The sequence below is a fragment of the Actinophytocola algeriensis genome (genome assembly GCF_014203735.1).
Taxonomy (GTDB): Bacteria; Actinomycetota; Actinomycetes; order Mycobacteriales; family Pseudonocardiaceae; genus Actinophytocola; species Actinophytocola algeriensis.
This window is the reverse complement of the sequence record NZ_JACHJQ010000003.1, coordinates 925123-947374: the sequence shown is the minus strand read 5'-3', so window position 1 is coordinate 947374 and position 22252 is coordinate 925123. Positions and strand designations below refer to the sequence as shown.

Here is a 22252-nt window from a genome sequence, read left to right as displayed (position 1 = left end):
GTGGCCCGGACCTAGGTCGCCCGAACCTCCACCGGAGCGAGGCTATCGCTCGGCACGAGGCTGCCGAGCCTGCGCCCGGCCAGCGCGGTCTGCACGGCGATCCGCACCCGCACCGCCACCTGCTCCGGGGTGCCGTCGGCGTCCACCACCACGTACCGGTCCGGGTCCGCGGCGGCCATCTCGGTCAGCACCTTCTGCACCTGCCAGTGGTCGGTCGACGACGACCGCCGCTGCGTCGGGTCGAGCGTGCTCGGGTCGCGGTCCAGCAGGATCGTGACGTCCGGGCGCAGCCGGGCCGTCGCCCAGTCGGCGAGGCCCTCCAGCTCGGCCGGGTCGAGATCGGCCGCGGCGGACAGGTGCGCGAGCGGGCTGTCGACGAACCGTTCCATCACGACGAGCGCGCCGCGGTCCAGCGCGGGCCGGATCTGGCGTTCCACGATGTCCGCCCGCACGGCCGCCGCCACCAGCGCGTGCGCCCTGGCGCCGGTCAGCTGCGCACCCGACAGCACCGCCCGCAGCCGCTGGTCGTCCAGCGCGGGGTCGGTGGCCAGCAGCACCTCCTTGGCCCCCGGCCGCTTCAGCCAGTCGGCGAGCAGGCGCGCCTGGGTCGAGGTGTCGCTCGCGATGTCGGCCTCCACCGCGACCAGCAGGCCGGTCGACCGGCGCGGCTTGCCGCGGATCGCGTTCAGCAGGTCGGCGAGGATCGGCTCGGTGCGGCGGTCGTCCATCTGGCGGTACGCGATCACGCCGACCAGCGCGGCGATCAGCCCGGCACCCAGCAGCACCGGGCGGGTGCCGTCGATGGTCATCTCGCGGCCCCACACGATGACCTTGTGCGGCTGCACCAGGCCGACGAGCAGCGGGGTCAGCGCCAGCGCGCCGGCCAGGATGACCTTCATCAGCGCCTGGTAGATCGCGTTGATGCGGCCGCGGATCGCGTCCTCGATCTGCGTGCCGATGATCGTCACGCCGGTCAGGAACGCCGCGCCCGCGCACGCACCGACGATCATCACGGTGATCAGCGAGACGAACAGGTGCGGCGACAGCGCCACCAGTACCAGCGTGACGCCCGCCAGCACGATCGCGATGCCGAACAGCCGGTTGTGCGGCAGCCGCCGCGCGAGTTTCGGTGCCCCGGCCATGCCGGTGGCGAGACCGATGAACATGGCCACCATCAGCAGGCCGAACGTCGAAGCGCCACCGCGGAGGCTGCTCGCGTACAGGTTCGCCGACCCGATCAGCGCACCGGCCGCGGCGAACGCGCCGACCATGCCGATGAGCAGGCCGCGGACGAGCGGTGTGGTGCGCACGAACCGGCCGGCGTCGCGGACCATCGCGCCGAAGCCCAGCTTCTCGCCCGACTCCTCCGCGGCCTTCTTCTCCGCCTTGCGCGCCTCGGCGAGCGGGGTGTCGCGGCTGGACAGCTCGGGGATGCGGGTCGCGATGAGGAGCGCGCTGGTGAGGTACAGCGCCCCGACGACCACCACGATGATCTTCGCCATGCCGAGGCCCTCTGGGTCCGGCTGGAGGTTGAGGTTCGTGGTGATGCCGGTGATGATCGCGTACAGGCCGGCGCCGGTGATGGCGGCGATGCCGTAGGTCATGACCAACCCGAGCTGCGCCGCGGTCTCGACCTGGTCGGAGCGGCGCAGCAGGTTCGGCACCGCCGCGTCCTTGGACGGGATCCACATCATCGAGCAGCAGCCGATGAGGAAGTTCGCCACGAACAGCCACAGCGGCGTGCCCACGAGCGCGATCGACACGAACAGCGCGCAGCGCAGCACGTCGCAGACCACCATGACCTTGCGGCGGTCGAACCGGTCCGCGAACAGCCCGCCGAGCGGCGCGAACAGCAGCCCGGGCAGCAGCTGGGTGAGGACGACCCCGGCGAACGCGAAGCTCGCCGCCGAGTAACCGTCGGTCATCTTGGTGACCAGGCTGGTCAGCGCAAGCAGTGACAGCCAGTCACCGATGCTACACAGGTAGGTGACGCCCCAGAGTCTGCGAAAGCCCCTGATGGCGAGCACACTCCGCGCACGGTGTGTGATGGAAGCGTTCGACTCGGCCGGCGACCTGGCGCCACCGTCCGGTTCCGTGCTCGCGCCCCCGATGATGCCAGCCACCCCATCTCCAACCCGCTCGCGCGTCCAGGGTAACCGGGATGCGCGTACGGCCGCCCAGTCGGCCGCGCGGGTAAGGTAACGCGGCCAAGCTGAGAGTGCTGAGGGTTCAGCTGAACAAAGACGAGATCGTGTCGATCAGGTTCGCCAGCATCACGATGACGAGCACTCCGATCACCAGCAGTAGCAGCCCGACGGCCGCGAACCCCGGCGAGAACGACCCGCGCCGCAGCGGCCGGGGCGGTGCCCCGCGCTGAAGCGGGATGCGCCCGGCGGGCAGCACGGGGATACCGGCGGGCGGCGTCGGCGGCGCAGGTGCCGGGGCGGGGGCCGGGGCCGCCGCGGCGGGACCGACGTTCTCGCCGCCGTCACCGGCGTCCGGGTCGTTGGCGCCGAGGTCCCGCTCCGGCTGCTCGTTCACCGGCGTCGCGGGCATCGCCATCATCAGCTCGGAGTCCTCGTCGAGCACCGAGGCCATCGCCTCGCGCACGTGCTCGATGTCGGGCATCGAGGGCTCGACCACCCGCACCCGGACGGCCTCCGCGTCGTACTTCCCGCCGGTCACCAGGCCGGACAGCGGGTCTGACATGAGCGGCGGCGGCCCGGGGTCCTGGGTGCCGTCGTGATTCCAGCTCGCCATGTCGTCCACTCCCTGCGCTACCTGTCGGTGACGTACCGCATCCAACTACCAGACTAGGAGTCTTCTCCGCGCCGGGCGAGATAAACCTGACGTGCCGCAAGGGAAACTCGAACGTCAGCCAAGAGCGGTTCGAAGAACGAGTCCCGGTAGTGCTGGTCGGTGGCGGCGGTCGCGGCGAAGTACAGGCCGGAGAACGCGGCGAGGAACAGCGACACGTGCACGAGCGCGCGCGGCAGCGGCAGCGCGACCCCGAACAGCGTGCCCTGGATCTTCGAGAAGCCGTCACCGAGCCACGCGTCGATCACCGGGCCGTTGATGGCGAGCGCGCCCAACGCGATGAGCAGGCAGAACACCAGGACGCTGAGCACGAGGATCTGCAGCAGCTGCGCGACGAACAGCACCAGTGTGATGTTCGCCCGCTCCCTGCGACCCAGGGGAAGCGGCGCGATCGGCGGGCCGTCGACGGCACCCGCGAGCGGTGTCTTCCGCAACATGTCGGCCAGGTCGCCGAGCCGGTCCCCCGCCACCTTGTCGATCATCGCGCGGAGTTCCTCGTCGAGCCGCGCGGCCATGAACAGGACCGCCAGCACCGCGAACAACGCCACCACCAGCCACAACCGCCAGCGCGGCAGGCCGTCGGCGATCTGCCACATCTCGGTCGAGAAGAACGCGAAGATGACGACCAACACCAGCAGCGGCAACGCTTTCGTCGCCATCCGGCCGACCGTGCCCAGCTCGGCGACGGCCTTGCGCAGCCCCCACGCGAGGATCGAGCCCGCCCCGACCCAGACGGCGAAGAGCATGACCAACGTCACGCCGATGTTGATCGCGAGCGACTGCCACAACCCCGTCCGCAGCCCGGCCCACCACTCGACGAGCGGCAGCACGACCACGTTGAGCAGCAACACGAACCTGGCGAGCACCCACCGGCCGCGCCGCGACAGCGCCCGCATCCACCGCGACGAACCCCAGCCCGCGAGGAGCGGCACGACCAGCGCGGTGACGATGACCGCGAGCAGCACGAACACGTAGGCGGTGTTGGCCATCCGCCGTTCCAGCTCGGCCGCCGGCACGTCCAGCAGCCAGGTGACGGCCGTGATCAGCGGGTCGAGGACCATCACGAAGACGAGCGCGGGCACCGCGCGCTGCAGCAGGCGTGACCCGCGTTCGTCGCGGCGCACCACGAGCGGCAGCCCCCGCCACCGGAACCACGCCTCGACCGCCGGCCGGTCGAACCCGTCGGACACCGCCACGTCGGTCATGCCGTTCCCCCTCACCCGTTCGTGACGGGGAACGGTATCCAACTACGACTTCGACTTGGCAGGTGCCTTCTTCGCCGGGGCCTTCTTCGCAGGCGCCTTGGTCGTGCCGGCCTTGCGGGTCGTGCGCTTGGGCGCCGGGCCCTTCGCGCGCTTCTCCGCCAGCAGTTCTGCCGCCCGCTCGTCGGTCAGCGTCTCGACGCTGTCGGACTTGCGCAGCGACGCGTTGTACTCGCCGTCGGTGACGTACGGGCCGAACCGGCCGTCCTTGACCACCATCGGCTTGCCGGACACCGGGTCGTTGCCGAGCTCCTTGAGCGGCGGCGCGGACGCGGCGGCCTGGCGACCGCGGCGCTTCGGCTCGGCGTACAGCTTCAGCGCGTCCTCGATGGTGACCGTGAACAGCTCGTCCTCGTTGGCGAGCGACCGGGAGTCCGTGCCCTTCTTGAGGTACGGGCCGTAGCGGCCGTTCTGCGCGGTGATCTCCTCGCCGCTCACCGGGTCGTTCCCGACCACCCTGGGCAGCGACAGCAACTTGAGCGCGTCCTCGAGCGTGATCGACTCGATGGACATCGCCTTGAACAACGAGCCGGTGCGCGGCTTCGGCGCCGCCTTCTTCGCCTTGGCCGAGGTGTCCTCCGGCTCGGGCAGGATCTCGGTGACGTACGGGCCGAAGCGGCCTTCCTTGGCCACGATCTCGTGGCCGGTCACCGGGTCCGTGCCGAGCGTGCGGCCCTCGACGGGCGTCGAGAACAGCTTCTCGGCGATCTCCAGGCTCAGCTCGTCCGGCGGCAGGTCCTCCGGCAGGTTCGCGCGCTGCGGGTTCTCCGCGCCGTTCGGCCCGTCGCCGTCGCGCTCGAGGTAGGGCCCGTAGCGGCCGACGCGGACCACGACCGCGCGACCGGTGTCGTCGTCGAACAGCGGGATCGAGTTGATCTCGCGGGCGTCGATCGTGTCCACGCCGGAGCCGACCAGCTTCTTCAGCCCGCCGTCGCGGCCGACCGAGCCCTCCGGGCCCACGTCGCCACCGAAGTAGAAGCCGGACAGCCACGTGGTGCGCTGCTGCTCACCGGCGGCGATGCGGTCCAGCTCGTCTTCCATCGCGGCCGTGAAGTCGTAGTCAACGAGCCTGCCGAAGTGCCGCTCCAGCAGCCCGACCACGGAGAACGCGATCCAGGACGGCACGAGCGCGGAACCCTTCTTCCACACGTAGCCGCGGTCCTGGATGGTGTTGATGATCGACGCGTACGTCGACGGGCGGCCGATGCCCAGCTCCTCGAGGGCCTTGACCAGGCTCGGCTCGGTGTAGCGCGGCGGCGGGCTCGTGGTGTGGCCGTCCGGGTTCAGCTCGGTCGCGGTGACGCCCTGGTCCTTGACCAGCTGCGGCAGCCTGCGCTCGGCGTCGTCGGCCTCGCCGCCCTCCTCGGTGTCCACGGTCTCGACGTACGCGCGGAGGAAGCCGGGGAACGTGATAGTGCGGCCGGACGCGGCGAACGTGCACTCCTCGCCGGACCCGGCGGTGCCGGTGATGCGGACGCTCATGGTCGTGCCGCGCGCGTCGGCCATCTGGGAGGCGACCGTGCGCTGCCAGATCAGCTCGTACAGGCGGAACTCGTCGGTCTCCAGCTCACCGGCGACCTGGCCCGGCGTGCGGAACACCTCGCCAGCGGGGCGGATGGCCTCGTGCGCCTCCTGCGCGTTCTTGACCTTGCGCGTGTACTGGCGGGGCTGCGGCGACACGAACGCGTCGCCGTACAGCTCACGGGCCTGCGCACGGGCCGCCGCGATCGCCGTCTCGGACAGCGTCGTGGAGTCGGTACGCATGTAGGTGATGTAGCCGTTCTCGTACAGCCGCTGCGCCACCCGCATGGTGCGGTCGGAGCCGAAGCGCAGCTTGCGGCCGGCCTCCTGCTGCAGCGTGGACGTCATGAACGGCGGGTAGGGCCGCCGGGTGTACGGCTTCTCCTCGACCGAGGAGACCCGCAGCTCGGAGCCGGTCAGCGCGTCGGCGAGCCGTCGGGCGTCGGCCTCGTCGAGGCGCAGCACCTTGTTCTTCAGCTGCCCGTCCGGGCCGAAGTCGCGGCCGGTGGCGAGCTTGTTGCCGTCGACGGAGACCAGGCGCGCACCGAAGTTGCGCGGCTCGGCCTCCGCACCGGCGTCGAGCTTCGCGGAGATGTCCCAGTACGAGGCGGAGACGAACTTCATCCGCTCCCGCTCGCGGTCCACGACGATCCTGGTCGCGACCGACTGCACGCGGCCCGCGGACAGACCGCGGGTGATCTTCTTCCACAGGACCGGGCTGACCTCGTAGCCGTACAGGCGGTCGAGGATGCGGCGGGTCTCCTGCGCGTCCACCAGGTCCTGGTCGAGCGGCCGGGTGTTCTGCGCGGCGGCGCGGATCGCCGACTCGGTGATCTCGTGGAAGACCATCCGGCTGACCGGCACCTTCGGCTTGAGCGCCTCGAGCAGGTGCCACGCGATGGCCTCGCCCTCGCGGTCACCGTCTGTCGCGAGGTAGAGCTCGTCGACGGTCTTCAGCGCTTCCTTCAGCTCCGTGACCGTGGCCTTCTTGTCCGGCGTGACGATGTAGATCGGCTCGAAGCCGTTGTCGACGTTCACGCCGAGGTTCGACCACGACTCGCCCTTGTACTTCGCGGGCACCTCGGCCGCCTTGCGGGGCAGGTCGCGGATGTGTCCGCGAGAGGATTCCACGACGAAGTTCCGGCCGAGGTAGGAAGCGATCTTCCGCGCCTTGGCCGGCGACTCGACGATCACCAGCCGCCGCGGCTCGGCCCCCGCCGACCCGCTCTTCTTCGTCCCGTTAGAACCTGCCACGCCGTCCCGCTCTCTAGTCCGTGCTCGTTCTCAGCTCGCTAGTGTGCACGTTGCACACCGTGATACCTACCCCCAGGTGCCTCGCGGCACACTTCGTGCAGCTTGCGGAGCGAACATCCGGCACCGCGTGCGGCTTGCGGAGCGAACCATCAGACTCCGTCGGCCGAAAGGCACAAACCGTTACCTGGGTAGCACGCTCAGGCGCTCTGGCGCACCCTGGATACCGCGGGCCAGTGGTTCTCGGCCGTCACGGACGGTGGCCTGCCGACCAGTTCGGCGAGCCTGCCCAGCCGTCGCCGGCCCGAAATCCGCAGGCCCGGGCCCTCGTCCCCGCCTGCGTGCAGGGTAGCGGGCAGTCCCGCGGCACCGAGCGCCCCTCTCACCGTGTCATAGGTCCTCGGCGCTTCGGGGTCGAGTCCGAGGAGGTAACTCCCCGCGAGCCACGTGCCGGCCGCGAGCACCCAGAGACGTAACGCACCGCCGTCGAGCGCCAGTCCGTTCGGGGCGAACTTCTCGCCTTCCTTCGTCCACTCCTCAGCCAGTCGCAGCAGGTCGGACCGGAAGGCGGTGCGCACCCCGTGCTCGCCTTCCCCGGTCACCGTGTGCGTGCCGTCGATCCCCCGTTCGGCCAGTGCGCGCACCACCAGCCGCGCCCGCCACGGTTCGTCCACGCGGAGGGTCAGGCGTGCGGCCGTCCTGGCGAACTCGGACATCTGGGCCTGGCAGCACAGCAGGCCGCTGAGGTCGCCGGCGTGCGGCCGGTTGGCCTCCGCGGAGTAGAACGAGAGCTGCGCCACCCGGCCAAGGATAGAACACGCGTTCGATCTCGGGAAGGGTGATCAGTAACCGAGCCGGTGCAGAGTGCCATCGCGCAGCGTGACGACCGCGCCGCCCTCGACCGCGCTCAGCTTGCCGCCGTGGAGCCGCCCGTCCTGCGCGAGCACGGTGACCGCGCCCTCGACGGTCACGCCCAGCAGGACGTCCTCGCTCAGCACGAGCAGCCCGCCCGCCGAGTCGAAGGCCAGCGTCGCGTACGGCAGCCGCACGGTCGCCGGATCGGCGCCGTGTGCGAGTGCCACGGCGACCGGCACGTCGTCGCTCCCCGCGGCGTTGACGACCGGCGTTGCCGGTCCCAGCCGCGCCGGGTCGAACCAGTACAGGCCGCCCTGTGCGAGGACCCAGCCGCGCCCGTCGCGGCCGACCACCGGGGACAGGCAGCCGCTCTCCCCCTTCAGGTTCTCGAGGGCCGGGATCGACGCCGCGTCGCCGCGGCCGGAGAACCGCGTCGGCGGACAGTGGCCCACCAGTGGCACGCCACCGCTCAGGTCGGGGTGGAGTTTGTTGCGCTCGCCGCCGCCCGCCACCGGTGCGTGCCTGGTCACGACGCCGGCGGCGGACGCGTGCACGAGCTGCCGGGCCAGCGGCTCATCCGGCACGGGCACGACGGTCTCCAGCCACCACAGCCCGCCGGAACCGTCCGGCACGAACTCCAGCAGGCCGTCCTCCTCGCCCTGGCGGGGACCGAGCGGTGTCCGTGCGCCGTCGGCCGCGACGACCTCGATCGCGCCGTTGACCGTGCGCTCGGCGTGGCGCCCGGTCACGTCCAGCACATCTCGGGTGTGCGGTGCCACGGCGATCGGCGTGAGCGGGGCGGGTCCGCCCACTTCGGGCCGGGGGAAGCAGTCGCGGCCGGGTTCCGGCAGTGCCTCGAGCCGCGACCGCGGGTCCGCCAGCCGCCAGACGCCTTCGCGGGTGCCGACGTGCAGGTCACCGTCGACGACCAGCGCGGACTCCGGCACCCCGAGGTCGAGGGGCGGGAGGGCCCGCAGCTCACCGTCCGCGGCGAGGTGCAGGAGCCGGTCCTCGGTGGCGAGCCACCAGCCGTCGGCGCCGTCCGCGGTCACGGCGCCGAGCTCCGGGAGGAACGTGTCGGGTCCGTTCGCGGTGAGGCCGCACGCCGGGTCGAGGCCACCGGCCGCGAGCCGGCCGCCGTCGCCGGGGCCCGCGACGTCCAGGCGCTCGCCGTCGTTGGTGTGGGGGCCGGTCACCGCCACCCTGCCTGCGCGCGGCTGGTCGAGGAGCCGGAGCCGGTGCGGTCCCAGCTCGTGGTTCTCGAAGGGCCCCGACGTGGGCAGTGGCACGGCCGCCAGCTCGGCCGCGAGCATCCGCGCCCCGTCCGGGAGCCGCGTGACGTCGAGCCGGTGCACTGTCTGCCGGTGGGGCTCGCCGGTCTCGACGAGGACCGTGCCGGCCCCGGACATCGCGCTGACCGCGTTCACCCCGGTGACGACGGCCCGTTGCGCGTCGGGGACGCCGAGCCGTGCGATCCACACCTCGCCGCCGTCGTCGTCCGGGCCGCGGTAGGGCGAGAACACGACGAGGCGTCCGGCCACGACGCCGAGTGGCTCGGCCCGTGCGTCGTCGAGCCGGGCAAGCACGGCGGGCCGGACACCCGACACGGTCCTGACCGCACCACGCTCCGCCAGGCCGACACCGTCGTCGACCGGCAGCAACCGGGACGGCCCCGCGTTCGCGAGGCGTTCGAAGGGGTCGCGGCCGGTGGTGTCGCCCAGCGTGTCGACCGGCACGAAACCGGCGGGTACGGCGACGAGGAGCAGCACCGCGGGCGTCGCCTTCAGCCTGCGCGGCAGTGCCGTGGCGAGCGCCCGCACGGCGATGACCGCGACCACCAGGCCGGCGACCAGCGTCGACGCCGACCCGAGGTCGAGCCCCCACGACGCCACCACGACGGCGGCGGCCGCCGCCTGCGCGATCCCCGCCGCCGCGATCAACCACCACCTGGCACGGAACTCAGGGACCACCGCCGCCACCACAGCGGCCACAGCGGCGCCGATGACGAGCGTGACGGCCCACGAACCGGCGACGTCGACGCCGCGCAGGCGCTCCGTGCCCTGGTCGGTCATCTCCCCCAGGGAGACGAGGTAGGTCGGGTGGTCCGCCGACCACCACGGCAGCCACAGTCCCGCCGCGGCGACCGCGGCGACCAGCGCGACGACTACGCGCATCGGCATCTTTCCCCCAAAAAGACTGGCCCGCTTCCGGATCATGCCGGAAGCGGGCCAGTCGTAGAGGGTAGATCAGGCAGCGCCGTTGGTGACGGCCTCCGCCGGGTTCTCCGCGATCGCGGTACCGCGCCGCTTCGACACGAACACCGCGCCGACGATCAGCAGGATCGCGACGAGCGCGAACACGGCACGAAGCACGCCGTTCTCGCTCTCGCCGATCGACAGCGTCACGATCGCCGGGGCGATCAGCAGCGAGACCAGGTTCATCACCTTGATCAGCGGGTTGATGGCCGGGCCCGCGGTGTCCTTGAACGGGTCGCCGACGGTGTCGCCGATGATCGTGGCCTCGTGGGCGTCGGAGCCCTTGCCGCCGTGGTTGCCGTCCTCGACCAGCTTCTTCGCGTTGTCCCACGAACCACCCGAGTTGGCCAGGAACACGGCCATCAGGGTGCCGGTCGCGATCGCGCCCGCCAGGTAACCGGCCAGCGGGCCGGTGCCGAGGCCGAAGCCGACGGCGATCGGGGCGAGCACCGCGAGCAGACCGGGGGTGGCCAGCTCACGCAGCGAGTCGCGGGTGCAGATGTCCACCACGCGGCCGTACTCCGGGCGGACCGTGCCGTCCATGATGCCGGGGTTCTCGTGGAACTGGCGGCGCACCTCGTACACCACCGCGCCCGCGGCACGGGACACCGCGTTGACGGCGAGACCCGAGAACATGAACACGACCGCCGCACCGAGGATCACGCCGACCAGCACGTTCGGGCTGACGATCGACAGGCTGAACGCCGCGATGTCCGACGGGTCCACCCCGATCTCGGTCACCTTCTCGGTGATCGCGGTCAGGTAGGAGCCGAACAGCGCGGTCGCGGCGAGCACCGCCGTCGCGATCGCGATGCCCTTCGTGATGGCCTTCGTGGTGTTGCCGACCGCGTCGAGCTCGGTCAGGATCGCCGCGCCCTCGCCGTCGACGTCACCGGACATCTCGGCGATGCCCTGCGCGTTGTCGGAGACCGGGCCGAAGGTGTCCATCGCGACGATGACGCCGACGGTGGTGAGCAGACCGCAACCGGCCAGCGCGACCGCGAACAGCGCCACGAACAGCGAACCGGACAGCAGGAACGCGCCGTAGACCGAGGCACCGATCACGACAGCGGTGTACACCGCGGACTCGAAACCGACCGAGATGCCGGACAGGATCACGGTGGCGGCACCGGTCAGCGACGACTTGCCCACGTCCTTGACCGGCTTGTACTCGGTGCCGGTGAAGTAGCCGGTCAGCCACAGGATGATGCCGGCGAGCACGATGCCGATGATCACGGCGACGGTCGCGATGACCGCCGGGTTGCCACCGATGCTCGGGTCGCTCGGGCCGTCCAGCTCGGAGAACGAGGACGGCAGGAAGATGAACGCCGCCGCCGTGCACAGGATCGCCGAGATCAGCGCCGAGATGTAGAACGAGCGGTTGATCGCGGTCAGGCCACTTTCACCGGCCTTGGCGCGGGTGATGTACACGCCGATGACCGCCGTGATGATGCCCAGCGCGGGCACGATCAGCGGGAAGAGCAGGCCCTGCGCGCCGAACGCGGTGGAACCGAGGATCAGCGCGGCGACCAGGGTCACGGCGTAGGACTCGAACAGGTCCGCGGCCATGCCCGCGCAGTCACCGACGTTGTCACCGACGTTGTCGGCGATGGTGGCGGCGTTGCGCGGGTCGTCCTCGGGGATGCCCTGCTCGACCTTGCCGACCAGGTCGGCGCCCACGTCGGCGGCCTTGGTGAAGATGCCGCCGCCGACACGCATGAACATCGCGATCAGCGCGGCGCCGAAGCCGAAGCCCTCGAGGACCTTGGGTGCGTCACCGGCGTAGACCAGCACCACGATCGCGGCACCGAACAGGCCGAGGCCGACGGTCGACATGCCGACCACGCCACCGGTGCGGAACGCGATGCGCATGGCGGTCTCGCGACCACCCTGCTCGCGGGCCGCGGCGGCGACACGCAGGTTCGCCTGCGTGGCGAGCCACATGCCGAGGTAGCCGATGGCGAAGGAGAACCCGGCGCCGATGACGAAGAACAGCGACCTGCCGATACGTTCCCCCCAACCGTCCGCGGGGAGGAAGAAGAGGAGCACGAACACGATCGCGCCGAAGATCGTCAGCGTGTTCCGCTGCCGCTTCAGGTACGCGCCGGCACCCTCCTGCACCGCCTTGGCGATGTCCTGCATCTTGGTGGTGCCCTGGCCGGCGGCCAGCACCTCCTTCAGCAGCACGTAACCGACGGCGAGAGCGGCGAGAGCGATCACGGCGACCACGACGACAATGCCGCGATCACCGCCGGTCAGCGTTGGACCGCCTTCCGCCGCTAGGTACTGCCAGGACATCTGGCCTCCTGGGTCTGCCCGATGTGGCGCGGTTTCCGCGATCGCCGAGGACCGCCGCAAACGTCCGGAGAGACGGGTGCGCCACCAGGGGTTATTGATGGGACGTCGGCGGAGTCTATTGGTTGGACTCACCGCCTTCGCGAGGCGGCCTCCCAACTGCGGATTCTCCGGATTCATGATCGATCAAGAGCATCGATACAGAATTCAGCGCAATTCCTTCGCGGCGCGCACGGAGCGGACCATCCGGCACAGGTTCGATTCGTTGTCGGTGCCGTGTGCTTCCCTAGCTCCGTGAGTCGCCTCCTGCTCGACCGCGTGCTGGCCGGTGTGCCGCAGGGCGAGAACCCGCTGCGGCACGCGCGGGACCTGCCGGAACGACCCGCGACGTTCGCCGAATGGCCGCCGTGGGTGCCGTCCGACCTGCGTGTTTCCCTGGCCCGGTGTGGTGTCGAACAGCCATGGTCACACCAGGTCGAGGCCGCGACGCACGCCCGCGAGGGCAGGCACGTGGTGATCGCGACCGGCACCGCGTCCGGCAAGTCGCTCGCCTACCAGCTGCCGGTGCTGAGCGCCCTGTCCACCGACCGCCGCGCGACCGCGCTGTACCTGTCGCCGACGAAAGCGCTGGGCGCCGACCAGCTCCGCGCGGTGCGGGCGCTGGAGGTCGAGGAGGTCCGCCCGGCGTCGTTCGACGGGGACACCGCCCTGCCGGAACGCGACTGGGTGCGCGCACACGCCAGGTGGGTGTTCACGAACCCGGACATGCTGCACCGCGGGATCCTGCCCGCCCACGCGCGGTGGGCGTCGTTCTTCCGGCGGCTGAAGTACGTGGTCGTCGACGAGTGCCACGGCTACCGGGGCGTGTTCGGGTCGCACGTCGCGTTGTTGCTGCGCAGGCTGCGGCGGGTGGCGGCGAAGTACGGCGCCGACCCGGTGTTCGTGCTGGCGTCGGCAACGGTCTCCGACCCGGCGACGTCCGCGTCGAGGCTCTCCGGGGTCCCGTGCGTGGCGGTCACGGAGGACGCGTCACCACGGGGCGCGCGCACGGTGGCGCTGTGGGAGCCGCCGCTCCTGCCCGAACTGGCCGGGGAGAACGGTGCGCCGGTCCGCCGGTCGGCCGGCGCGGAGACGGCGCGGATCATGACGGACCTGGTGGTGGAGGGTGCCCGCACGCTCGCCTTCGTCCGATCCCGCCGGGGCGCGGAGCTGACCGCCCTGTCGGCCCGGCACGCACTGTCGGAGGTGGACCCGTCGCTGCCCAAACGGGTGGCCGCGTACCGCGCGGGCTTCCTGCCGGAGGAGCGGCGGGCACTGGAGAAGTCGCTGGCCGACGGCACGCTGCTAGGTGTGGCCAGCACGAACGCGCTGGAGCTCGGTGTCGACATCGCGGGGCTGGACGCGGTGGTGGTGGCCGGCTACCCGGGCACGCTGGCGTCGTTCTGGCAGCAGGCGGGCCGCGCAGGCCGGGCGGGTGACAGCGCGCTGGTGGTGTTCGTGGCGCAGGACAACCCGCTGGACACCTATCTGGTGCACAACCCGTCGGCGATGCTGGACAAGCCGGTGGAAGCGACGGTCATCGACCCCACCAACCCGTACGTGCTGGCCCCGCAGCTGGCCTGCGCGGCGATGGAGCTGCCGCTGACGGAGAAGTGCCTGGCCGCTTTCGGCGGTCCGGTGGCGAAGCGGGTCGTGGAGGACCTGACCGCGGACGGCATCCTGCGCAAACGTCCGACGGGCTGGTTCTGGACGTCCCGCGAACGCCCCCACGCGTCGGTGGACATCCGCGGCTCCGGCGGTGAGCAGGTGGCGGTGGTGGAAGCGGACTCGGGCCGGATGCTGGGCACGGTCGACCCGGGTGCCGCGTTCACGACCGTCCACTCGGGAGCGGTGTACCTGCACCAGGGCACGTCCTACGTGGTGGACGACCTGGACCTGGAAACCGGCTTGGCGATGGTGCACCGGGAGGACCCGGAGTGGTCCACGTCGCCGAGGGAACAGATCGACATCACGGTGCTGTCGACGGAAGAACAAACCCGGCACGGTGACGTGACTGTCAACCTGGGCGAGGTGGCGGTGACCTCGCACGTGGTGGCGTACCTGCGCAAACTCCCGTCGGGCCAGGTGCTGGACCAGATCCCGCTGGACCTGCCGGAACAGACGCTGAACACCAGAGCCGTCTGGTACACCCTGACCGACGACCTGCTGGCAGCAGCGGGCCTGACCAAACACGAGATCCCCGGCGCCCTGCACGCGGCGGAGCACGCGGCGATCGGCCTGCTGCCCCTGTTCGCGACGTGCGACCGCTGGGACATCGGCGGCGTGTCCACAGCCCTGCACCCCGACACGGGCGACCCCACGGTCTTCGTCCACGACGGACACCCAGGCGGCGCAGGCTTCGCCGACCGCGCCCACGCGGCACTGATCCCGTGGCTGACAGCGACAAGGGACGCGATCGAGGCGTGCGAGTGCCCGTCGGGCTGCCCGTCGTGCGTGCAGTCCCCCAAGTGCGGCAACGGAAACGAACCCCTGCACAAGGAAGGCGCGATCCGCGTGCTGACGACGGTCCTGGACGCGATCACAGCATCCACTCCGGAATCCAAGGCCTCCTGAGGATCCCCGACCACGTCACGACCCCGCGCCGTGGCCCGCTCCGCGAACCAGCGTTCCGGCATGCCGCAGCCCCAAGCTCCACGCTGTCAACACGTGTCCACCATGCGCGCCGCGCATGCGTCCATGTGGGACAGTCCACACGTGACAGAACGCCGGGGCGGCCAATGCCAGCCCCGGCGCTCTGAGTTAGCCGGGCGCGCGAGGAGCGGCCTCTACCGCTCGGGTCGTCGCGCGACTTTTCGGGATGTCGGCAGGGTTTCCGTCCACCTCATGGAGGTACGGGGAGGCAGTTTCCTCCACGAGGTGTCGGTCACCCTCGGGCCAGGTGTTCGCCGACGGCGGTGCGGGTACCGCCATATCCCTGGTGTCGGTCGCGACGCGGGAGACCTAGCTCCTCCAGCGAGCGCCCGGCATGCTGCCCGTCCCGTTCGGCCGCTGAAGGTGCGGGAGCAGCGCCGAGTCGGGGCGGGTTGGTTGCGGTGGTGCCGCGCGGATGCGCAATGCCACCGCTGGTGTGCCGGATGGGTGCGTTCCGGCGTGGCTTTCGGGGGATCGGACCCCGGCTGCGGACTTGGTCAGTCCGCGGCGACGAGACGACCGCCGCGAGCGTAGGTCGCCGCGTCGGTGATCGCGTCCATCAGCGCGTCCTGCACGAGGCTCGGCTCGGGCATCTGCCAGCCGCAGACCTCGGGACGGACGCGCCAGTGCACGACACCGTGCTGAACGGGCGTCGGCGGCAGCGGCACGAAGCTGCCCGCCGCGTGCAGCACGACATCGCCCTGCTCGACAAGTGGCCGGGCAAGCTTCTGCCCGGTGCGGACCAGGAAGGTCCAGCGGTCGTCCGGCGTCGCGATGATCGGCACCGGCAGCCCGACCGCGCGCAGCACACGGGCCGCGCCTCGGCCGAGGTGACCGGGCACCTCGATCGCGTCGAGCGTCACGCCGGTGGCCAGCAGCACGCTGTAGGGCCGGCCGGTCCACCACGTCGCGACCTGCTCCGGCTTGGTGCCGATGCGCTCCTGCCAGTCGGCGTGCACCGGCACGGGCCCGATGCTCTCGACGCCTTCGCGACCCGCCCACTGCGAGCCCGCCAGATAGGTGCCTGGCAGCACCGGCCATCCGCGCCACGCGAGGCCGACGGCCTGCGCACGAAGTTCGACGCGGAAGGCCCTGCGCCAGCTATCTGACGTATCCATGTCCAACATGACGAGCTCTTGCCTCTCCTTGTTTCTGGGCGCCCGGTGCGGCGGGTGCCCTACGGATTACTTAACGGCACGGCGACGGCAGAACAAACTTGCAGTCGACAACTGGTCGTCCACGCACGGTGAAACGAACGGCGTCTGACGAGGGACTGAACTCCGCGGACTCGTTCATCGGCGGTCCAGACCACTCTCCGCGGCCTGGTAATGCCGCTTACCGTGCGCGGACGACCGTTGAACTTGTCTCAGCGGTTGAGCTCGACCGGTCCGGCACGTGCCCGTGCTGCCGCTGAACCGAACGGTGCGTAGCCCACATCGGCCTCGACGAGCGCGTCCCAACCGGACAGACGGCAGGACCGCAGCACCGCCCCCATCCGCTCGACCACCCACCGCGCCTCGGCGCATGCTGCCTGCTCACCGTCGACCGCCGTGCCCGCCGCGGCCAAGGCGCCCAGGTCAGCGGCCCCTTCCGCCTGATGTCGAGCCACCACGGCGCCGCCGTACCAGTACACCGCGGCCATGACGGCCATGACGACCGCGATCCCGCCGACCACCCAGACTGTTGCCGCTCCACGATCCGCAGACCGCTCGTCGCGCCCCGCCCACGACGGACGGCCCACCGGAAGCCGCCGCGGCACCAACCGACAGAGGATGCGAACCATTCGCCTCGGCTCGACGAGGACCGCTTCCTGATAAGGATGGTCACCATGAGGATCGTCACCGTTGGGCCGGGAGGGCGACGCCTCGCGCACCGCGGGCTCACCGCCCGCGCTCGTCGTGGGCGCAGGTGCCGCACCAGGGCTGGGCACAGCGGTAGTCGTCGGGTGCTTCTCCGTGGCTTCGGGCGGCGCAGGTGCGGCGGAGCCGGTCCGCCGGCCGCGGGCCTGGCCCGCCTGCCTGGTGGGCAGTAGCCGCTGAGTGACTCTGCTCAGCAGGCGGGCCAGGCGCCTTCCGCGGTGTGGGCGCCGGAGGTGGTGGCTCATCCGTCCGGCTCGCGGACCGCGAACGCTTCCGCCTGTAAGTGGAGGCCGGGCAGCAGTCCGCTTGCCGGTGTCGCGCTGACCTGTACCTCTATGTGTTCGCCGGTCATGGTGATCGTTACCTCCGCGTTCTCGGGGGCTATGCGTTTCGCCGCGGTTCTGGCCTGGTCCTGTTCGCCTCTGGCGGTCAGGCGGGCCGCTTCTCGTGCCGCGTCGACGCAGCGCACGTGGTCCACGGCCGCTGCCGCGCCGCCCAGTGCGAATGTCAGGAACACCGCGAACGCCGCGAGACCTATCGCGGCCTCCACCGTGACGCCGCCGCCGTCTCCTGGCCTTCGTCTCGGTCGACGGTGGGCGGGCATCAGCCGGTGAAGTTGAGCGCTCGGTCGATCAGGCCGGTGAGACCGTCCTCCACGGAGCCGCTCTGGACGATGCCGAAGAGGATCATCGCGAACGCTGCCGCGACCAGCAGGCCCAGCGAGTACTCCACCGTCGACATGCCGCGGTCGTCGAGGAAGACGTATCGGGGTCGGGGGAACATGGGTTTCCTTCTTTCTATGTGGGTGTTCACAGGGAGATCCGTTCGGCGAGGCCGGCGATCACCGGCGCCACGCCGAGACAGACGAACGCGGGCAGGAAGCACAGTCCGAGCGGAGCGGTGATCAGGACACCTGCCCGCTGGGCTGTCGCCTCCGCGTTGTCGGCCGCCGCTGCCCGCACCGCGGCGGCCAGGTCGGTGACCAGGTCGGCCAGTGCTGCGCCGGACTGGGCCGCCCGCCGGGCGCCGCGTGCCAGTGGCGCGGTCTCCGGGCAGCTCGTGGCGGGCTCCCAGGCTGTTGCCGGGTCGGCGCCCAGCGCCAGGAGCTCCGCCGAGGAGCGCAGCGCCCGTGCCGGTTCCGCGGGCAGCTCGCCCGCCACCACTGTGATCGCGGTCGGGACCGGCAGTCCTGCCCGCAGGCACGCGGCCAGCAGGTCCCACGTGGCGGCGACCGTCATCGGGTCGGCCTTGGGCGGCCGTCTCGCGCGGCGGAGGAACCACCAGACGGCCACCGCGACCGCGAGACCTGGCAGCGGACCCGCCACGACCGCCGCCAGGACACCAGCGCCCGCGGCCGAGAGGTGCGGAGGTGGCTTCGCCGGTGTGAGCCGCGTCCACGGGCGATGAGCGGTCCGGCCGGTCAGCCATGCGAGCCGCAGCCTCGCGACGTCCGACCGCGAGGTGAGCTGCACCGCCGCCGCCAGCAGCACGAGCGCGACGCTGTGGGTGTTCATCGGAGCGCCACCTGACTCGTGATGCGGCCCGACCAGATGACGCCCGCGCACAACAGGGTCACGCCGGCCAGCAGCAGCACCTGTCCCGGACCGGTGCCGGTGAGCATCCGCAGCGGGCTCGCGCCGACGGCCTCCCCCAGCCCGATGCCGAGTACCGGGAGCAGGGACAACGCCGCGGCACTCGACTTCGGCCCGGTCATGCGTGCCAGCACCTGCCTGGCGAACCTGGTGCGTTGTTCGAGGTCCCCGCGGACCGCGTCGAGGACGTCCGCCAGTGGCAGGCCGTGCCGTTGGGCGAGCTGCCACGCCTTCGCGATCCTGGCGAGCGCGGTCGCCAGCGCCGGGGTCCGGGCACCTGCCAGTGCCGTCGCCATGTCGCCGTCCAGCCGGGCCGCGGCGGCCATCGCACGCATCGTGTCGACCGTCTGCGGCTGGGCGTCCTCGGCGGCGGCTTCGGCGGCTGCCGCCGGATGGGCCCCTGACCGCAGGCCCGCGACGAGGGTGCGCAGTGCTTCCGCGAGTCCGTCGACGGCGGCGAGGGATTCCCGGTTCTCGGTGCGGGCACGGAGTTGGCGTCGTGCTGTCGCCGCGAGGAGACCGGCCGCCACCGCACCGCCGGGTCCGGCCGCCAACCAGCCCGCCACCACCGCCGCGACGATGAGCGTCACCCCTGAGGGACGCGGTGTGCGCATGCGCTTGCGACGCTGTTGACCTGTGAGGACGCGCAGCCGTTGACCGGCTCTGGCGTCTGGCCAGCACAGCAGTGCGAAGCCGGTCAGGAGGAGGCTCACCACGGTGCTTCCACTCCCCTGGCGGCCAGGAGGGTCTTGAGCCGGGTGCGGTCGTGGACGACACGGACGGTGTCCCCGTCGCGGTCGAACACGCCGACGTCGGTGAGCCGCCGGGTGCCGTCCTGTTCGCGTGCCATGTGCAACACGAGGTGGAAGGCGGCGGCCAGCTGGCTGTGCAGTGCGGGCCGGGGTAGACCGCCGAGCGCGGCCAGCGCCTCCATGCGGGCGGGGACCTCGGTCGGCGAGTTGGCGTGGAGCGTGCCCGCGCCACCGTCGTGGCCGGTGTTCAAGGCCGTGAGCAACATGCAGACCTCGGCACCTCGGACCTCGCCGACCACCAGGCGGTCGGGGCGCATGCGCAGGCCCTGGCGGACGAGGTCGGCGAGAGTGACCTCGCCCGCGCCCTCCACGTTCGGCGGGCGGGCGATCAGGCGGACGAACTGCGGGTGGTTCGGGGACAGCTCGCCGGCGTCCTCCACGCACACGATTCGTTCACGCGGTGACACCTCGCCGAGCAGCGCGTTCAGCAGCGACGTCTTGCCCGCGCCGGTGCCGCCCGTGATGACGAACGCCAGCCGCGCCTCGACGATGGCCTCGAGGGCGCGGTGGACGGTGTCGTCGAACGTGCCGAGCGCGCGGAGCGACGCCAGGTCGTGGACTGCCGGCCGCAGCACCCGCAGCGAGATGCAGGTGCCGCCAACGGCGATGGGTGGGAGCACGGCGTGCAGCCGCACGCGCCCGGGGAGCCACGCGTCGACGAACGGCTGGGCGTCGTCGAGTCGGCGGCCGCAGGCGAGCGCCAGCCGTTGCGCGAGGCGGCGGACGGCGTCCTCGTCGGGGAACCGGATGTCGGTGCGGCACAGTCCGCCGTCGCCGTCGCGCCAGACCTCGTCGGGTGCGGTGACCAGGACGTCGGTGGTGCCGGGTTCGCGCAGCAGCGGTTCGAGCGGGCCCGCGCCGACGAACTCCTGGGTCATGCGGTCGGTGGCCACGAGGATGTCGTCGTGACCCGCGACGCCGCTTTCCTCGCGGACGGCGCGGGCGACCTCGGCACGGGTGATGGCGGTGCCGCTGCCTGCGAGGCGGCCGCGGACGCGGTCGACGAGCTCAGGGGTGGACATGTGTTGCTCCTTCGTGGTGGCCGGCGCCGGCCGCGGTCCGCGGGGGCATGCGGTTGGTTGACCGGCGCCGGCCCTCCCCGCCCGCTGTCCGAGCGGGCGGAGCTGTGGGTGGTGTCTGGCCCGGGGCGTTGGTCCCCCGGCGCGGCGTTCAGTGACCGCACGCCCGGCGGGACGAGCGGTGCGGGCGGTCCCGGCGGTGGCCGGGACGTGCGAAGACCTGGTGCCGGACCGGGTCGGGGATGCCGGCCCGGCACAGGCCGTCCCTCGGTGCGGCAGGAGTGCTGGTACCGCGGTCGAGGGAGGTTGGTGGCCGCCGGACCGGGTGACCGGTTGAAGGAACTTCCGGTCCGGCGGCGTTGTCCTCGTTGCCGGCGACCCGTTGGGGTGGCCATGGAGGACGTTTGTCGGCCGGGCGCCGAACCGGTGTGGTTCCGGGGCCCACTGACGCCCGGTCCGGCGCTCGCCGTTCCGCCCTGCCGCGTGCTGGGGAGGCGGTGCGGGCGGACGTTTCTGTCGCGGGTGCCGGGCGCCGGACCGAGATGGATGAACGCCACGAGGTGTTCTGTCCGGCGCCCGTTGCCCGCCTGCCGCCGGAAGGGAAGGCGGCTTGGCGGACGTTCTTGGTTGGCGATGGCATCAGGCGGCCCTCGCTTCGCCTTGCGGGGAGCGGGATTTCGGGGGTTGGGCCGCCAGTTCCGTCAGGGTCGCCCGTGCTGCCAGGGACAGTGGGCCCTTCGGTTTCGGGTGGAAGTCGCCTCGTTCCAGGGACTGGGCCAGTTGGGGTTCGGGGCGCATCGTGGCCAGGACCGGGATGCCCACCGCCGCGGCTATTTCCGTCAGCTTCAGGCCGCCTGGGGACGGGCCTCGGACAACCAGTTGTGGGTGAGCACCCCTGGCTCGCAGTTCGTCGGCCAGCTGTTTCGCGGTTATGCAGGCTCGTACTTCGGCCGGGGTGACGATCACTGCCAGGTCGCAGCGGTCGACCGCGGCCCACGCCGCCCCGTCCAGTTGTCGTGGGACGTCGCAGACCACGACCTCGCCGGTGCGTCTGCCCGCCTCGATGACCGCGGCCACCGCGTCCGGAGCCGGTCCTTCGCCCTTGCGGGCGCCGGACAGCAGCGTCAGTCGTGCGTTGCCCTTTCGCCTTGTCGGCAAGGCCATGTGCAAGGACGACGCCGCCACGCGGCCCGCGCTCAGTTGCATGTCGGGCCAGCGGAGGCCCTCTTCCGCTTCGGCGCCCAGCACCACGTCCAGGCCGCCGCCGCGTGGGTCGCAGTCGATCAGGAGCGCGTTGTCGCCCGCTTTCAGGGCGGTCAGACCCACCGCCACCGCGAAGACCGACGCGCCAGCTCCTCCCCTGGCGCCCAGTACCGCGAGGACCTTGCCCGCGTTGCTGGCCGGGCCTTCCGCCGCGTCGGCCAGTGCGCTCACCAGCCACGGCTCGGCGCCGGGGAGCGTGATCAGGCGTTCGGCCCCGACCTCCATCGCCTGTTTCCACAGTTCCTGGGGTTCCGGGTCGGGGACCACGACCACCACCGCGTCACGGCGGGGGAACGCTTCTCGCTCGCACTCGGCGACACCGGTCGCGTCCAGCAGGACCAGCGGGGCCGTCGGCCAGCGCAGCCGTGCGGCCGCCGCGTCCGGGACGCGTTCCAGGTCGCAGCCGGCCGCGGCGGCCAGCTTCAGCAGGTCGTCGAGCAGGTTCTCGTCCGCCACGAAGGCCATCGGCCGGTTCGTGCTCACGGTGCCCCCTCGGGTGCTCGCCGGGCGGGGTTGCCCGGTCTGGTCCCAAGAATCGGCGAGCGGCGGGGGCCGGACAACGCGGCAAGATCGACATGTGGACAACCGGATGGGCTGTGGACAACTCCCGTTCCAGGGGTCGTCGACAGCCGTGGTTGTCGGTGGGGAGGCGTAGGCTTCCGCGGTTTGGGCACGCGTCGGCTCAGGGCCTGAACATCAAGAGGGGGGAAGAGAAGGGACGACCCCCGCCAGGGGGGAGGGACGGGGGTCGTCAGAGGTT

Annotated in this window: 16 protein-coding genes; 1 reads left to right on the top strand and 15 read right to left on the bottom strand. The window is 71.6% G+C overall.

All coding sequences use genetic code 11. The annotated features are described in order from the left end of the window. Window positions 1–11: 11 nt before the first annotated feature. From FHR82_RS16800 to FHR82_RS16770, 7 genes are all read right to left on the bottom strand, one after another. On the bottom strand, window positions 12–2123 hold the full coding sequence (locus FHR82_RS16800) for a bifunctional MFS transporter/dTMP kinase (protein ID WP_376706418.1): 2112 nt from the start codon (window positions 2121–2123) through the stop codon (window positions 12–14). A gap of 106 nt (window positions 2124–2229) precedes the next feature. After that, window positions 2230–2760 carry a hypothetical protein gene (locus tag FHR82_RS16795; RefSeq protein WP_184811297.1) on the bottom strand — a complete coding sequence of 177 codons (531 nt, stop codon included), beginning with the start codon at window positions 2758–2760 and terminating at the stop codon, window positions 2230–2232. A gap of 53 nt (window positions 2761–2813) precedes the next feature. Beyond that, entirely contained in the window at window positions 2814–4022 is a 1209-nt protein-coding gene (locus FHR82_RS16790) for a hypothetical protein (RefSeq protein ID WP_184811296.1), read from the bottom strand. A gap of 42 nt (window positions 4023–4064) precedes the next feature. Continuing rightward, a complete protein-coding gene (gene topA, locus FHR82_RS16785; RefSeq protein WP_184811295.1) occupies window positions 4065–6854 on the bottom strand; it encodes a type I DNA topoisomerase in 2790 nt (929 codons plus the stop codon). A gap of 197 nt (window positions 6855–7051) precedes the next feature. Continuing rightward, window positions 7052–7651: a hypothetical protein gene (locus tag FHR82_RS16780; protein ID WP_184811294.1), complete on the bottom strand. Its 600-nt coding sequence runs from the start codon at window positions 7649–7651 to the stop codon at window positions 7052–7054. 42 nt (window positions 7652–7693) lie between these two features. Continuing rightward, complete coding sequence (locus FHR82_RS16775) at window positions 7694–9880, bottom strand: hypothetical protein (protein ID WP_184811293.1); 2187 nt, start codon at window positions 9878–9880, stop codon at window positions 7694–7696. 72 nt (window positions 9881–9952) lie between these two features. Next, window positions 9953–12259, bottom strand: coding sequence for a sodium-translocating pyrophosphatase (locus FHR82_RS16770; protein WP_184811292.1), 2307 nt, complete (start codon window positions 12257–12259; stop codon window positions 9953–9955). A 291-nt stretch (window positions 12260–12550) separates the two neighbouring features. Between FHR82_RS16770 and FHR82_RS16765 the strand changes: the two genes are divergently transcribed. Beyond that, on the top strand, window positions 12551–14869 hold the full coding sequence (locus FHR82_RS16765) for a DNA 3'-5' helicase SftH (protein WP_311771115.1): 2319 nt from the start codon (window positions 12551–12553) through the stop codon (window positions 14867–14869). Window positions 14870–15444: 575 nt separating this feature from the next. Here the strand turns inward: FHR82_RS16765 and FHR82_RS16760 are convergent. The 8 genes from FHR82_RS16760 to ssd all read right to left on the bottom strand — a co-directional run bounded on the left by FHR82_RS16760 (window position 15445) and on the right by ssd (window position 21975). Then, complete coding sequence (locus FHR82_RS16760) at window positions 15445–16074, bottom strand: bifunctional DNA primase/polymerase (protein ID WP_184811290.1); 630 nt, start codon at window positions 16072–16074, stop codon at window positions 15445–15447. Window positions 16075–16313: 239 nt separating this feature from the next. Beyond that, entirely contained in the window at window positions 16314–16688 is a 375-nt protein-coding gene (locus FHR82_RS16755) for an Rv3654c family TadE-like protein (protein WP_311771142.1), read from the bottom strand. A gap of 359 nt (window positions 16689–17047) precedes the next feature. Continuing rightward, entirely contained in the window at window positions 17048–17356 is a 309-nt protein-coding gene (locus FHR82_RS16750; protein WP_311771114.1) for a TadE family type IV pilus minor pilin, read from the bottom strand. Between the two features lie 53 nt (window positions 17357–17409). Continuing rightward, entirely contained in the window at window positions 17410–17589 is a 180-nt protein-coding gene (locus FHR82_RS16745) for a DUF4244 domain-containing protein (RefSeq protein WP_184811288.1), read from the bottom strand. Between the two features lie 26 nt (window positions 17590–17615). After that, window positions 17616–18320: a type II secretion system F family protein gene (locus FHR82_RS16740; RefSeq protein ID WP_184811287.1), complete on the bottom strand. Its 705-nt coding sequence runs from the start codon at window positions 18318–18320 to the stop codon at window positions 17616–17618. After that, the gene (locus FHR82_RS16735; RefSeq protein WP_184811286.1) at window positions 18317–19012 is read right to left on the bottom strand and encodes a type II secretion system F family protein; all 696 of its coding nucleotides are present in this window, start codon (window positions 19010–19012) and stop codon (window positions 18317–18319) included. Before FHR82_RS16735 ends, FHR82_RS16740 begins: the two co-directional genes overlap by 4 nt. Before the next feature lie 95 nt (window positions 19013–19107). Next, on the bottom strand, window positions 19108–20232 hold the full coding sequence (locus FHR82_RS16730) for a TadA family conjugal transfer-associated ATPase (protein WP_184811285.1): 1125 nt from the start codon (window positions 20230–20232) through the stop codon (window positions 19108–19110). Between the two features lie 636 nt (window positions 20233–20868). Beyond that, entirely contained in the window at window positions 20869–21975 is a 1107-nt protein-coding gene (ssd, locus tag FHR82_RS16725) for a septum site-determining protein Ssd (protein WP_311771113.1), read from the bottom strand. Between the last annotated feature and the right edge of the window lie 277 nt (window positions 21976–22252).

Excerpts from the sequence above, each read along its gene's own strand:
- FHR82_RS16775 (WP_184811293.1), bottom strand. The coding sequence starts at position 9,880 with ATGCGCGTAGTCGTCGCGCTGGTCGCCGCGGTCGCCGCGGCGGGACTG.
- FHR82_RS16770 (WP_184811292.1), bottom strand. The coding sequence starts at position 12,259 with ATGTCCTGGCAGTACCTAGCGGCGGAAGGCGGTCCAACGCTGACCGGC.
- FHR82_RS16790 (WP_184811296.1), bottom strand. The coding sequence starts at position 4,022 with ATGACCGACGTGGCGGTGTCCGACGGGTTCGACCGGCCGGCGGTCGAG.
- FHR82_RS16735 (WP_184811286.1), bottom strand. The coding sequence starts at position 19,012 with ATGCGCACACCGCGTCCCTCAGGGGTGACGCTCATCGTCGCGGCGGTG.
- FHR82_RS16740 (WP_184811287.1), bottom strand. The coding sequence starts at position 18,320 with ATGAACACCCACAGCGTCGCGCTCGTGCTGCTGGCGGCGGCGGTGCAG.
- FHR82_RS16760 (WP_184811290.1), bottom strand. The coding sequence starts at position 16,074 with ATGTTGGACATGGATACGTCAGATAGCTGGCGCAGGGCCTTCCGCGTC.
- FHR82_RS16745 (WP_184811288.1), bottom strand. The coding sequence starts at position 17,589 with ATGTTCCCCCGACCCCGATACGTCTTCCTCGACGACCGCGGCATGTCG.
- FHR82_RS16795 (WP_184811297.1), bottom strand. The coding sequence starts at position 2,760 with ATGGCGAGCTGGAATCACGACGGCACCCAGGACCCCGGGCCGCCGCCG.
- FHR82_RS16730 (WP_184811285.1), bottom strand. The coding sequence starts at position 20,232 with ATGTCCACCCCTGAGCTCGTCGACCGCGTCCGCGGCCGCCTCGCAGGC.